The 14,822-nt window shown below is 29.3% G+C and carries 13 protein-coding genes; 6 read left to right on the top strand and 7 right to left on the bottom strand.

Annotated features, from left to right (window positions below; genetic code table 11):
- The first annotated feature begins 11 nt into the window (after positions 1-11).
- On the top strand, positions 12-2,792 hold the full coding sequence (locus tag ACULEV_RS12875; RefSeq protein WP_445455456.1) for an outer membrane beta-barrel protein: 2,781 nt from the start codon (positions 12-14) through the stop codon (positions 2,790-2,792).
- Between the two features lie 53 nt (positions 2,793-2,845).
- Here ACULEV_RS12875 and ACULEV_RS12870 read toward each other — a convergent pair whose 3' ends face one another.
- The 6 genes from ACULEV_RS12870 to ACULEV_RS12845 all read right to left on the bottom strand — a co-directional run bounded on the left by ACULEV_RS12870 (position 2,846) and on the right by ACULEV_RS12845 (position 7,099).
- On the bottom strand, positions 2,846-3,748 hold the full coding sequence (locus ACULEV_RS12870) for a T9SS type A sorting domain-containing protein (RefSeq protein ID WP_445455455.1): 903 nt from the start codon (positions 3,746-3,748) through the stop codon (positions 2,846-2,848).
- Positions 3,749-3,892: 144 nt separating this feature from the next.
- The gene (locus ACULEV_RS12865; RefSeq protein ID WP_445455454.1) at positions 3,893-4,672 is read right to left on the bottom strand and encodes a TPM domain-containing protein; all 780 of its coding nucleotides are present in this window, start codon (positions 4,670-4,672) and stop codon (positions 3,893-3,895) included.
- A gap of 23 nt (positions 4,673-4,695) precedes the next feature.
- On the bottom strand, positions 4,696-5,133 hold the full coding sequence (locus tag ACULEV_RS12860; RefSeq protein WP_445455453.1) for a TPM domain-containing protein: 438 nt from the start codon (positions 5,131-5,133) through the stop codon (positions 4,696-4,698).
- 7 nt (positions 5,134-5,140) lie between these two features.
- A complete protein-coding gene (locus ACULEV_RS12855; protein ID WP_445455452.1) occupies positions 5,141-5,734 on the bottom strand; it encodes a LemA family protein in 594 nt (197 codons plus the stop codon).
- Positions 5,735-5,744: 10 nt separating this feature from the next.
- The gene (locus ACULEV_RS12850; protein ID WP_445455451.1) at positions 5,745-6,077 is read right to left on the bottom strand and encodes a MerR family transcriptional regulator; all 333 of its coding nucleotides are present in this window, start codon (positions 6,075-6,077) and stop codon (positions 5,745-5,747) included.
- Positions 6,078-6,121: 44 nt separating this feature from the next.
- On the bottom strand, positions 6,122-7,099 hold the full coding sequence (locus ACULEV_RS12845) for a M23 family metallopeptidase (protein ID WP_445455450.1): 978 nt from the start codon (positions 7,097-7,099) through the stop codon (positions 6,122-6,124).
- A 210-nt stretch (positions 7,100-7,309) separates the two neighbouring features.
- Between ACULEV_RS12845 and alaS the strand changes: the two genes are divergently transcribed.
- From alaS to ACULEV_RS12825, 4 genes are all read left to right on the top strand, one after another.
- Entirely contained in the window at positions 7,310-9,946 is a 2,637-nt protein-coding gene (alaS, locus tag ACULEV_RS12840; RefSeq protein WP_445455449.1) for an alanine--tRNA ligase, read from the top strand.
- A gap of 154 nt (positions 9,947-10,100) precedes the next feature.
- Positions 10,101-10,889 carry a hypothetical protein gene (locus ACULEV_RS12835; RefSeq protein ID WP_445455448.1) on the top strand — a complete coding sequence of 263 codons (789 nt, stop codon included), beginning with the start codon at positions 10,101-10,103 and terminating at the stop codon, positions 10,887-10,889.
- A gap of 108 nt (positions 10,890-10,997) precedes the next feature.
- Positions 10,998-11,954, top strand: coding sequence for a GSCFA domain-containing protein (locus ACULEV_RS12830; RefSeq protein WP_445455447.1), 957 nt, complete (start codon positions 10,998-11,000; stop codon positions 11,952-11,954).
- 12 nt (positions 11,955-11,966) lie between these two features.
- Positions 11,967-12,596, top strand: coding sequence for a DUF4230 domain-containing protein (locus ACULEV_RS12825; RefSeq protein ID WP_445455446.1), 630 nt, complete (start codon positions 11,967-11,969; stop codon positions 12,594-12,596).
- Positions 12,597-12,708: 112 nt separating this feature from the next.
- Here the strand turns inward: ACULEV_RS12825 and ACULEV_RS12820 are convergent, their stop codons facing one another.
- Positions 12,709-13,017 carry a rhodanese-like domain-containing protein gene (locus ACULEV_RS12820; protein WP_445455445.1) on the bottom strand — a complete coding sequence of 103 codons (309 nt, stop codon included), beginning with the start codon at positions 13,015-13,017 and terminating at the stop codon, positions 12,709-12,711.
- Positions 13,018-13,120: 103 nt separating this feature from the next.
- On the opposite strand from ACULEV_RS12820, the gene ACULEV_RS12815 reads away from it, so the two are divergent.
- Positions 13,121-14,743, top strand: coding sequence for a DUF4832 domain-containing protein (locus ACULEV_RS12815; protein ID WP_445455444.1), 1,623 nt, complete (start codon positions 13,121-13,123; stop codon positions 14,741-14,743).
- Positions 14,744-14,822: the final 79 nt, after the last annotated feature.

The following is a 14,822-nucleotide window of genomic DNA, read 5'->3' as shown; positions in this document are numbered from 1 at the left end:
ATTTTTTTTATATGAACAAAATTTACTTTTTACTCGTTTTTCTTTGTTTTTCTACTATTAGCTTTAGTCAAAATATATTTTCAATTTCTGGTAAATTAATTGATGGAAATTCAAAATTACCATTAGAATCAGCTACAATTTATTTTTCAAAAGTAAGTGATTCTACTGTTGTAGATTACACTATTTCAGATAAAAATGGAAATTTTAATTTTAAAATAAAAGGATTAGAATATCCTGTTAATCTTAGAGTTTCTTACAACGGCTATTTAGATTATAAAAAGAAATTTACTTCAATTGTAAAAGATTCTGATTTAGGTATTATTTCTTTAAATGAAAATGTTTCATCTTTAAATGAAGTAATTGTTAAATCTGAAATTCCTCCTATTACAGTTAAGACCGATACTTTGGAGTTTAACGCATCATCTTTTAAAGTTAGCCCAGATGCAAACGTGGAAGCACTTTTAAAACAATTGCCTGGTGTTGAGATTGATACGGATGGAAAGATTACGGTAAATGGTAAAGAAGTAAATAATATTTTGGTTAACGGAAAACCTTTCTTTGGTAAAGATGGTAAAATTGTTACACAAAATCTTCCTGCTGAAATGATAGATAAAGTTCAAGTAACAGATACGAAGACTAAAAAAGAAGAATTATCTGGTCAAGCAGCATCTGAAAATACGAGTACAATTAATTTAACCATTCAAGAAGATAAAAACAAAGGATTGTTTGGTAAAGCAACAGTAGGATATGGTACAGATGATAGATACGAATCGAGTTTACTATTTAATTATTTTAAAGATACTCAAAAAATAAGTGTTTTGGGTTCGTCTAATAATATTAATTCCGTTGGTTTTTCTATGGATGAAATTTTTGACAATATGGGTGGTGGTCGAAATCAATCTGTATATATGAATAGTAATGGAAGTTTTGGAATTAATGGAATGCGTTTTGGTGGAAATTCAGGAATTACAAAATCAAATATGATTGGGATTAATTTTTCCGATGAATGGTTTAATAAAAAAATAGATCCAAACGGAAGTTATTATTTTTCCAATGCGATTTCAGAAAATAGAAATAGAATAAATAGAATTAATTTGCTTCCTAACGGAAATACAAGTACAAATTCGGAATCTAATTCTAAAACGGAATCTACTGGAAACTCTATTAATTTTGATTTTGAAATAAAAATAGATTCAACTACAACTTTATATGTTTCTCCAAGCTTATCTAAAACCAAATCAATAGACCGTTTCAATAGTAATTCTGCTTCTTTTGATAATTCTAATATTTTATTGAATGAAAATACAACCAATAATTTTCAACAAGATGAAAGGTTTAATTTTAAAAATAATTTATATCTCTATAAGAAATTAAAGCGAAAAGGAAGAGGAATAAGTTTTACTATGGATAATGAAAATAGTAAAGATGAGTCCAATTTAAACACTATTACTAATACTGTTTTTTATCAATCAGGAAATCCAAATGATAGTCGAAATCAGAATCGATTTGATGATAATGTAAATAATATGATTCAATTTGAAATAGGCTATTCTGAACCTATAACTGATTCATTGAAGTTAACTTTTGAAACGTCTTTTAAAACTCAGAAATTAAGAAATACTAAGAATACTTTTGATTTTGATTCTTTTACAGACAATTATTCTAATTTTAATGATCTGTTATCCAATGAAATTAATTCGAGAAATAATACCTTTAATAGTGCTGTTGGCATAAATATTACTAAAAAGAAGTATCGATTTAATTTAGATTTTGGAACAGATTTTCTAAATTATGATAATCAATCTAATTATTTAGGGAATACAATAACTTTAAAAAACAAATATATTTATCCTAACGTAACTGCTTTTTTAAGCTATAAGTTGGCAAAATCAAAATCAATCTACAGTCGTTATAGTTATAGTGCTTCTTTACCATCTGCAGAACAACTATTGCCTTTTGAGAATTTAGCAAATCCTTTGAATACAATTACAGGTAATGCCTTTTTAAAACCAATAGAATCACATAATTTATATCTGAATTATAACAATTATGATTATGCTAGTCGTTCCGGTTTATACACTTATTTTGGAGGAAATTTAAGAAAGAATCAAATTGTGAGTTCTACCGTTTATGATTCCGATTTTAAAGCGACTACAACTTATCAAAATATTGATCAAACTTATAATTTTTATGCTGGTTTTAGTTTAAATAAATCTCTAAAAAAAGAAAAACGAACTTTCAAATACGGATTTGGTTTTGGGATGAATTTTGATTTCAATCAAGGTTTAACTAATGCTGAGTTGTATCAAGCTAAAGGAATTCAATTGAATCCTAGAGTTAATTTATCTTGGTCAATTGATGATTTAGTTACAATTGCTCCTACTTATAGATATACTTATAATGTAACTTCTTTTGAGAATTATGTGATTGATAAAACCAATACTTTTATACATACTTTTAAAATTGAAGCTACAACATATTGGCCTAAAAATATTGTCTTAGGAAATGATTTTGGATATACATATAATTCGAATATCGCTAATGGTTTTCAAAAAGACTTTTATTTATGGAATGTAAGCTTAGGATATAACTTCTTTAAAGAACAATTACTAGCTAAAGTAAAAGTATATGATTTGTTAAACCAAAATGTGAATGCAACAAGAACCATTTCTCCAACTGCTATTACTGATGCAGAAAACACGGTATTACAACAGTACGTAATGTTTTCTTTGACTTATAAGCTAGAGAAATTTGGTAAAAAGAAAGATAAAAATAGGATAATTATACATTAAATAAATTAAAAAAGTCCTCACAAATGTTAAACACAATTCTGAGGGCTTTTTTATTACTTAATTGTCAATTTTTTTGTAATTGTAGTGTTGTCTTTTTTAATAACTTTTACAATGTAGTTACCTTCATAAATATCTTTTTTTAGTTTTAAATTGATGTAATTTTTATTTAAAACCTTAAAATCAGCTTTAAAAGCACTACCAGCTAAATCAATAATCTGTATTTCAATCACTTCACCCGAGTTGATTCTTACATTAACAAGATCATCTTTATTAACTGTTTCAGGAAAAATATATTCTAATTGATTAGTATTTATTGCTTCCTTATTACTTCCTTTTTTTTGATTTGCAAAACTCCTTTTTTGCCCAGTTGTTGTAATACTGATATCATCAATTTCAAACAGAGAATATTGGGATTCATTTATATTCAAGTTGGAACTCATAGAAATAGAAAACCATAATTGTGAATTATTATCTTTTGGTGTGTAAGAAATAGAAATGTTTTCCCAGTCTTGACTATTTTTTGTAATACCTTTTGTCCAAATAAGCTCACTTTTATTTGGGGAATATTTTTCAGTGTGAAAATTAGATTTTAATTCATTTGTAGCTCTTAAATTTGCAGTAGTAACAATTTTATCTATAGAATTAATAGTGGTTGCTACTTTCATTTTAAATGAAATATGATAACTCTTTCCTGCAGTAAACTCATAATTAGTAAAAATTCCTTCTATACCATTCTTATTTGCAATAAGAGTAGCCCATGTATTTTTATTAATATCTCCTTGTATATATGGATTACCGTGGCTAGCATACCAGCCTGAAACACAAGAAGGAGCAGTAAAGCCATTACCAATGCAATTACTGTTAAAATTTCCATTAATAAACTCTTGCGAATATAATGAAGAGGAAAAGAGAAAAAGTGATAGAGATAGAATGTTGACTAATAACATTTTTTTCATGTCTAGAGAATTTAGGGCGTAAATTTATTTTAAATCCTACAAATATCGTTATTTATAAATAATTTACTACAAATTTATTTGTATTTTTAATAAAAAAAAACACCTTCATAAAAGGTGTTTAAATAATATGTTTTTAATTTTTCGTTACCAACTTCCACCAGCTCCTCCTCCAGAGAAACCACCACCACCAAATCCTCCACCGAAGCCACCGCCTCCAAATCCACCAGAAGAACCACCACCAAAACTTCCACCACCGCTTCCTCTTCCTAGACTACTAAGAATAATGACATCCATTAAATCGGATCCAGAAAATCGACCTGAACCACCATTACGACCATTGTTTTTACCTTTTGAAATAAAAATGAGAATGATGATAAAAATGATGAAAAAGATTATTATTGGAAATCCATTTCCGTTATTCTTGCTTTTTCGACTTCCTTTATAAGTTCCTTTAATAATTTCAAAAATAGCTGTCGTTCCTTTATCAAGGCCGTTATAGTAACTACCAGCTTTAAATTCTGGAAGAATTACATTGCGTACTAGTTCTCCTGTAATACCAGCGGTTAATTTGTCTTCCAATCCATAACCAGGTGAAATCCAAATTTCTCTATCATTTTTAGATAATAAAATAATAACTCCATTATCTTCTTTTTCTTGACCAATTCCCCATTCTTGAGCCCATTTAGGAGTTAAAATACCAATACTTTCTCCTTTTAAATCATTAATTGTAACAATTACAATTTGGGTTGAGGTTGAATCTGAAAATTTTACGAGTTTATTTTCTAATTGATTTTCTTCATTTTCATTTAAAACATCAGCATAATCATATATTGAGGTTTGAAAGGAAGGTTTTTCTGGAATATCAAATTGGGCAAAACCTATAACATGTATAAGAAATAGAGCAATTGCTAAAAGATATTTCATTGTTTTAAATATAAATTGTATCATTATCCTTTTGAAATTTCATTAGGTAATTCATTAGTATCATCAGATTGATAAGGGAAAAATTCTTTTAGTCGGTTGCCAGCTTCCATAATTCCTTTTACTAATCCTTCTTTATTTTTGTTGTTTTTGAAATTTTCAATAACAATATCCTTTGTTGAATTCCAAAAGTCATCTCCTACAACCTTATTGATGCCTTCGTCTCCAAGAATTGCAAAATGCTTGTCAGCTACTCCAACATAAAATAAAACACCATTTCTATCTTTAGTGTTTTGCATCTCTAGAGATAAAAAAACCTCCTGAGCTCTTTCAAGCGGAGGTTTTTCGGAATGATTTTCTATGTGAACTCTTATTTCGCCCGAAGTGTCTTTTTCTGCTGCAACTATTGCTTGAACAATTTCTTGTTCTTCACTTGCGGTTAAGAAATCTTCTGTTTTAGACATGTTCTTATTATTTTCCAAAATCAAATTCTACTTCAACTGGTTTATCAGCTCCTGTAACAGCATCAAAATAAGCTTTTTCTTTGTAATCTGATAAGAAAATACTTCTAGGCATTTTTAATACATAATTATTATACGTTTCAACAGATTCATTAAAGCGGGTTCTAGCTGTTAAAATTTGGTTTTCCGTGCTTGCTAATTCGTCTTGTAATTTCAAGAAATTTTGGTTGGCTTTTAAATCAGGGTATCTTTCAACTGTAACTAATAAACGAGATAATGCTGAACTTAATCCTCCTTGCGCATCATTAAAAGCTTTTAATTGTTCAGGAGTAATATTAGTTGGGTCAATCGTAGTTGCTGTAGCTTTTGCTCTAGCGTTAACCACTGCTTCTAATGTAGATTTTTCAAAATCGGCAGCTCCTTTTACAGTTTTTACTAGGTTGCCAATCAAATCATTTCTTCTTTGGTATGAAGTTTCTACATTACCCCATGATTTTTTTACATTTTCATTTACTGTAACGGCTCCATTTCTAATACCGATATACCAAAATATTCCAATTAATAGTAACCCTCCAATAATTATCCACGGTAAGAATTTTTTCATAATTTTTGTTTTAAAGTTGATTTTTAATATTTAATAATTGTGTTTTAACATTTTCTAGTTTTCTAATGATATCAAACTTGTCTAATGTTTTCTTTTGATTCTCTTTTAAATGTGTTTTGGCTCCTTCTAACGTAAAACCTCTTTCTTTTACTAAATGAAAAATGAGTTCTAAATTTTTTACATCTTCGGGAGTAAATTTTCGATTGCCTTTTGCGTTCTTTTTAGGTTTTAAAATGTCAAATTCTTTTTCCCAAAAACGGATTAATGATGCATTCACATCGAAAGCTTTAGCTAACTCACCAATGCTGTAATATAATTTGTCTTTTGGTAAATCGATGTGCATAATTTTTTAATTTCAAATTTTTATAAAAACCTTACTACTTCAAATTAATCTAAAGACTGATTTTCTTGTGTTGCTAAATTTGAAATAGCAATATATTCTTCAGCTGAAATACTTCCGTAGTAAAAATTAATCGGATTTACTTTTTCACCATTTTTAATTACTTCATAATGCAAGTGAGGAGCTTCACTACGTCCAGTACTTCCTACATAACCAATTATGTCTCCTCGTTTTACTTTTTGCCCAGGATGACAGTTGTATTTGCTTAAATGAGCATATAAAGTTACATATCCATAACCGTGATTTATCTCAATATGATTTCCATATCCTGAGAGTGAGTTGTCAGCTTTTAAAATTACTCCATCTCCAGTAGCATAAATAGGAGTTCCAGTTGGTGAAGTAAAATCCATCCCATAGTGAAACTTTCTAATTTTCGTAAAGGGATCACTTCGATATCCAAATCCAGAAGCCATACGTTTTAAATCTTCATTTTTAACAGGCTGAATAGCAGGAATTGCTGCTAATAATTTTTCTTTTTGTTTAGCCAAAACAATTATCTCATCTAAAGATTTGGATTGAATGACTAATTCTTTGGTCAATTGATCTACTCTTTTGGTAGTATTTATTACTAATTCAGAATTGTCATAACCTTCAAGCGTTTTATATCGATTTACACCTCCAAAACCTGCTTTTCGCTCTTCCTCTTTAATAGGAGATGTGTTGAAATAAATTCTATAAATATTGTTGTCACGGTCTTCTATAGCTCCTAAAACCTCATTCATCAAATCCATTTTCTTATTAAGAAGTTTGTAATTTAGCTTCATAGATTCGAGTTCATTTGTTAGTAATTTGTCTTTTGGCGTTTCAAAATAAGGTGTGTTTATTAATAAGATAAGACATAAAAAACCAAATAATGCAGAAGCCAATAAGAATAGAAATGCATAAGCAAATTTTTTACGACGTTGCGGTTTTATCCTTTTATATGCTAAATTTTCAGAATCGTAATAATATTTTACTTTAGACATGTTTTAAAATTACTATTTTTGCACCAAATTAATAGGTGTACACATTAGTTATACGAACAAAATTAAAAAATGTTTCATTCTAATCGATTTTTTATAACGAAACTTTTTTATTTTTTGTATAAATGAGTTTAAATTAATATACATCTATTTGATTTTTAATGATAAAGGCTAAAATAGAATTTGTGCCTAAAAACAATTAAAATATTTTTAATGAAATCACAAGACATTCGCAAAGCGTATTTACAATTCTTTGAAAGCAAAGGACATCTTATTGTTCCTTCAGCACCTATTGTGTTAAAAGACGATCCTACCTTGATGTTTAATAACTCTGGTATGGCCCAATTCAAAGAATATTTTTTAGGAAACGGAACGCCTAAAAGTAATCGTATAGCCGATACGCAAAAATGTCTTCGCGTTTCAGGAAAACATAATGACTTAGAAGATGTAGGGTTTGATACCTATCATCACACTATGTTTGAAATGCTAGGTAACTGGTCTTTTGGGGATTATTTCAAAAAAGAAGCATTGCCTTGGGCTTGGGAATTTTTAACTGAAGTCTTAAAATTAGATAAAGACCGTTTGTATGTTTCTGTTTTTGAAGGAAACGAAGCTGAAAATGTACCTTTTGATCAAGAAGCATTTGATATTTGGAAACAATTCGTACCAGAAGATCGAATTATTTTAGGGAATAAAAAAGATAACTTTTGGGAAATGGGTGATCAAGGACCGTGTGGACCTTGTTCTGAAATTCATATCGATTTGCGTACAGAAGAAGAAAGAGTAGCCGTTTCAGGACGTGATTTAGTAAATGCAGATCATCCTCAAGTGGTGGAAATTTGGAACAATGTATTTATGGAATTTAACCGTAAAGCAGATGGTTCTCTTGAAAAATTACCAGCACAACATGTAGATACTGGAATGGGATTTGAGCGTTTGTGTATGGCTATGCAAGGAGTAACATCTAATTATGACACCGATGTTTTTACACCACTTATTGAAAAAGTAGAACAAATTACAGGATTAAAATACACTTCAAACGAAGTTAAAAATATATCAGAAGAGCAAAATAAAACCAATATTGCTATCCGTGTAATAGTGGATCATGTGAGAGCAGTGGCTTTTGCTATAGCAGACGGACAATTGCCTTCTAACACAGGAGCAGGTTATGTTATTCGAAGAATTTTACGTCGTGCCATTCGTTATGGTTTTACTTTTTTGGATACCAAAGAAGCTTTCATTTACCAATTAGTTGAAGTTTTGGCTAACCAAATGGGAGAATTTTTTCCAGAAATTAAAAAGCAACAAAATTTAGTTACCAATGTTATTAGAGAAGAAGAAGCTTCATTCTTAAGAACTTTAGAACAAGGTTTACAATTATTAGATACTGTCATTGCTGAAATAAAAGGTTCTGAAGTTTCTGGAGCCAAAGCATTTGAGTTATATGATACGTTTGGTTTTCCAAAAGACTTAACGGCTTTAATTTTAAAAGAAAAAGGCTATTCGTTTGACGAAAAAGAATTTGAAGCTGAATTACAAAAGCAAAAAGCACGTTCAAGAGCTGCATCTGAAGTGTCAACTGAAGATTGGTCGGTATTGATTCCTGGAAATGTAGAAACATTTGTGGGTTATGATCAAATAGAGAATGAAGTTAAAATTACGCGTATTCGTAAAGTAGATTCTAAGAAAGATGGTATTTTGTACCAAATTGTTTTAGATAATACACCCTTTTATCCAGAAGGAGGAGGACAAGTAGGAGATAAAGGAACTTTAGTTTCGGCAAACGAGATGATTGAAATCATTGATACTAAGAAAGAAAATAATTTAATATTACATATTACAAAGCAGTTGCCAGAGAATGTAGAAGCTAGTTTTATTGCCAAAGTGAATACGGATTTAAGAATAGCTTCCTCTAAAAATCACTCTGCTACGCATTTAATGCATTTGGCATTACGAACTATTTTAGGAACACATGTAGAGCAAAAAGGATCTTTGGTTAACCCAAATTACCTACGCTTTGACTTTTCACATTTCTCGAAAGTGACAGACGAAGAATTGAAACAAGTTGAAGATTTTGTAAACCAAAGAATACAAGATCAATTGCCATTGATTGAAAGAAGAAGTATTCCTATCCAACAAGCTTTAGAGGAAGGAGCAATGGCTTTGTTTGGCGAAAAATATGGAGATAATGTTCGTGCCATAAAATTTGGCGATTCTATGGAATTATGTGGAGGAATTCATGTTCCTAATACTGCTGATATTTGGTATTTTAAAATAATTTCAGAAGGAGCAGTAGCTGCTGGAATTCGTCGTATTGAAGCAATAACTGGTGATGCAGTGAAAGATTTCTTTGCAAGTCAAGAAAACATGTTAGCTGAAATCAAGGAAACTTTAAAAAATCCACAAGATGTTTTAAAAGCTGTTGGATCATTACAAGATGAAAATACAAAGTTGAAAAAACAAGTAGAACAATTATTAAAAGATAAAGCAAAAGGATTAAAAGGAGAGTTAGCTACACAAATTCAAGAAATAAATGGGGTGAAATTCTTAGCAACCCAAGTAGATCTAGATGCCAACGGAGCAAAAGATTTGGCTTACGAATTAGGAAATAATGAAACTAATTTATTCTTAGTTTTAGCTACTGTAACGGAAGATAAACCAATGTTAACCTGTTATATTTCTAAAGAATTAGTAGCAAGTAAAGGCTTAAATGCTGGGCAAGTGGTTCGTGAATTAGGAAAATACATTCAAGGTGGAGGAGGAGGACAACCGTTCTTTGCAACTGCAGGAGGAAAAAATGTTACTGGAATTAAAGAAGCTTTGGAGAAAGCAGTTGAATTTGTGAAGTAGTAAATAACTTATTCTAAACAGCCTTTTAGAGTTTAAAACTCTAAAAGGGCTATTATATTAAAATGTTAATTTCTTTTGGTAGATTTCAAATTTACTTATGTTAAGTTATTTATTTTTCTTTTCTTTGCTTCTTTACCTCAAAAAAGACATAAAAATGAAAAAATTTCTTACAGTATTAAGTGCAATCACTTTAGTTTTTACCTCATGTTCTAGTGACGATTCTCCTTCTGAGGAAACTAGTTCAGGTTCATTGTTAACAAAAATAGTGGAAACATATGATGATGGAACGGTTGAAACAATAGAATTTGAATATAATGGAAATAAAATAGTGAGACAGACATCCGATTTAGATGTAAGAGATGAGACTATTTTTACCTACACAGGCGATTTAATAACTAAAGAAGAATATTTTTTTGATGATGGTGAAGGTTATACTATGGAAGAGGTAATTTCTTATGAATATGATTCAAACAATAGATTGATTAAATCATCTCGTGCTTCAACAGGTTTAGCTGAAGAGGATATTTTTACTTATAATTCGAATAGTACTATTTCCTTTACGACTACTTCAACAACAACTTCACCTTCAACAATTGTTGCTACAGGAATTATTTACTTAAATGGAGACCAGCCATATAAAAAAACAATTACAGAATATCCTGGAACAATTTGGGAATCGAGTAGAGTGGAAGAAAACGAATTCGATGATAAAGTTAATCCACTTATTAATGTTGTAGGGCTTTCTAAAACTTTAATAGCTTGTCCAAAATATATCTATGGTTATGATGGTGTTTCTAATAATAATTTGAATTTTAAACGTGATAATGTTTTGGAGGAGTCATCCACTTACACTTACAATAATAATAATATGCCATTGACTGAGAACTATATTGACACGAGTAATAGTGATTACAATTCTGTCTCACAATATTTTTATAACTAAGAATAAATATCAGAAAAAAGAAACCCAAAATGATTCGTTTTGGGTTTCTTTTTTTATTACTACTTTTGGGAATCATAGAAACATTTTCAAATTGACACATTCCTTTAGATGCAATTCACTACAAAAATTCCAATTTTAAAAAGCAATAACCCAATAGATTACAATTCTAAAGTTTTGTCATTGGGTTCTTGTTTTGCAGAAAATATAGGTAAGAAGTTTGATTATTATAAATTTCAAACTACAACTAATCCTTTTGGAATTATTTTTAATGCTGTTTCTATTGAAAAATTGGTAAATAGAATAGTAAATGGAATTCAATTTACAGAGAAAGATGTTTTTTTTCATAATGATTTATGGCATTGTTATGAAGTACATTCAGAATTATCAAACCCAAATAAAGAAGTCTTTCTGAAACGATTAAACAGTATTGTAGTTTTTCTGAATCATCAAATTACAGAATACACACATATTATAATTACTTTAGGAACTTCTTGGGTTTATCGAAATATAGACTCTAATGAAATAGTTGCCAATTGTCATAAAGTACCTCAAAAAGAGTTTACAAAAGAATTACTTTCCGTTGAAACTATTGAAAAAAGCATAAAAAATAGTGTCACATTGGTTAATCAAATCAATAAAAATGTTAAGTTTATTTTTACCGTTTCACCTGTGAGACATATTAAAGATGGTTTTGTGGAAAATACTATTAGTAAAGCTCATTTAATTACTTCTTTACAACATTTACTGAATACTGAACACTTCAAACTGAACACTGAATATTTTCCTTCTTACGAAATTTTGCTTGATGAACTTCGTGATTATCGCTTTTATGCTGAAGATATGTTGCATCCTAACCAAGTAGCTATCGATTATATTTGGCAACGATTCAAAGAAACAGTAATTTCAGAAAAAGCATTTCTAACTATGGATGAGGTTGAAACAATTCAAAAAGCATTATCACATAGACCTTTTAATCCTAATTCTACAAGTCATTTGAAGTTTATTGAAAATACACAGCGAAAAGTTAGTAATTTGCAAGCAAGATTTCCTTATATCAAATTTTAAAATTAAAAATCTATGAGTCTTTTTACTAGTCTTTCTGAATTAAGAAAATGGGTTGTAGTAATACTAGTTGGGTTAGTATTGTTTTTTGGATACAAATACTTTACAACTACTTCAAATGAAACTACTGTAGAATATGATACTAATTTAATCCAACAACAGATTAAAAATGTAGGCAAATTAGTCGTTACCGAAGGTCATTTTGCTGAAGTTCTAACTTATAAAGTTCAAAAGAAAACTTATTTGCCAGGTTTAACTTTCGATAAGAAAGCTTTAGTTGTGATCAATGCAGATGTAACAGTAGGCTTCGATTTAAGTAAAGTTACTTATGATATTGATGCTGAAAATAAAATTTTAACGATTACCAATATTCCTAAAGAAGAAATAAAAATCAGTCCAGATATTAAATATTACAATATTGAATCGTCTACTTTTAATGAATTTACTGGTGACGATTATAATAAGATTAATAAGATTGCCAAAGAAAATTTAGCTAAGAAAATCGAAAAATCTACTTTAAAATCTAATGCTCAAAACCGATTGCTTTCTGAACTTACAAAAATGCTAGTCTTAACTAATTCTATGGGTTGGACTTTACAATACAAAGGTAATATAATTCAAAAAGAAACCGATTTGAAGTTGTGAAAAAAAAATAACAGATGTCAATCTGGACTTGTTTCAGATTCTAACTGAAGCAAATTTTAAGATTCTGAAACAAGTTCAGAATGACAATTAATCTTTTTAATTGAGACTAAATTTACAATTTACCCTGCAAACTAGTCCAACCACCACCATTTATACATTCAATACCGTTTTGTTTTAAAAGAGAAGTAGCTTGAGCACTACGCATTCCTGAACGACAACAAGCTATAATGGGTTTATTCCATTTCTTTATTTCTGCAATTTTTCCATTTAAACTATTTAGAGCTATGTTTTTAGAACCATTAATGTGTCCTTCTTTAAATTCTTCTGGAGTTCTTACATCAAGAATGATTGCACCATTGGCTACAAATTCTTTAATCTCATTGGTTTTATTACCAAATCCTAGCATATCTAAAAGTCCCATAAGTTGTAATTTTTATACAAATGTAAGGTGCAATTTAATAATTTATTGTAACAATTGTTACGAACTTACGTTATTACAAAAACAAACAAACTAAACAAACTGTATGAAAAAAATTAAATTAGGATTATGTATTTTGTGCCATTCCTTGTTTGCACAAAATACAGTTAATTACACGAATTCAAATGAGATTTTTGCAAATCCTGAACGAGGTTTTCAGAAATATTCAATTACCGATTCCAATTATGCTACTACTGCTAATTATAGCAATATTAATGTAAACGAATTAAATGATTGGTATTCAGGAACAGATAAAATTAGTGTCCTTTTTAGGTATTTTCTTTTAGAAGATTTTTTAAATACAGATATTAATACAGCTTATTTAAATAATATACAGTTAGATTTTGATAGAATTAGAATGACTGGTTTAAAATGCATCATTAGATTTTCTTATTCTAATGCTCAAGGAACTTCTGCCCAACAAGCAAATAAAGCTCAAATTTTAAGTCATTTAAATCAATTAGCTCCAATAATTAATGCCAATAAAGATGTTATTATTTCGCATCAAGCGGGACTTATAGGCACATGGGGAGAATGGTATTATACTAATTCTAGCGAATTTGGAACAGAGGACAATATAAATGCAACACAATGGTTAAATAGAAAGGAAGTAGTAGATGCTATGCTAAACGCAACTCCTATTTCCATTCCCATTCAGGTTCGCTATCCTTTATTAAAAAAAACAATGTATGGAAATACTCCTTTAACACCAGCAACAGCCTATCAAAATACAGCTTTAGCAAGAATAGGATTTTTTAATGATGCTTTTTTAAATGATTATGGCGATCAAGGGACATATGAAGTAAATAGTCAATATCAAAATCCTGTGGGTACAACTGATTATGTGTATTTGAGTAATGAAAGCAATTACTTACCTATGAGTGGTGAAACTAATGGTCTAAATCCTCCTAGAACAGATGGTTCAAATGCCATTTTAGAATTGGATGATACCAATTGGTCAATGCTTAACAGAGATTATTTCGAACAAAATATTACCAATTGGATCAATTCAAATCATATTGATGATATAAAGAGAAAACTAGGCTACCGATTGGTTTTAAATAATTCTATTTTTGATTTGCAAGGAACAAATTTATCGGTTCAAATTAATCTCACTAATGAAGGTTATGCCAGAATTTTTAAGGAAAGAATGGTGTATTTGGTTTTAAAAAATAACAGCACCTTACAAAAAACAAACTTTTTAATAAATACAGATTGTAGAACTTGGACAAATACTATAAACATATCAGCAATAGTAGATTTAAGTAGTTTACCAATGGGAGATTATAGTAGCTTTCTTTACATGCCTGATAGTGAGGCTACATTAGCTTCAAATCCAAAATATGCTATACGCTTAGCCAATGATGGAGTTTGGGAAGCAACAGAAGGAATGAATGATTTATTGCAAACAGTAAGTTTAGGAAGTTTGAATCAAGATGTTTTTGAGAATACACAAGTTAAGATTTACCCAAATCCTTCTTCTACTACTATAACTATCAATTCAAAAGAAAGTATTTCTAAAATGCAATTGTTTAATACGTTAGGTCAAAAGGTATTTATTAAAGCCAGTGGAAATTTAATTGATATTTCGTTTTTACCAGCAGGAAATTATTTTTTACATCTAGAAACAAATAAGGGAAAAGTAGTGAAGCAAATTAGTAAAAAGTAGAATTTAAGATTTACAAAATTAACCATCAATTTGCAAATTAATAAGTAAACAATTTACGAATTGATGGTCTTTTTATTAT

This window comes from Flavobacterium sp. HNIBRBA15423 (assembly GCF_052655965.1).
This window is presented reverse-complemented; position numbering and strand designations above follow the sequence as displayed.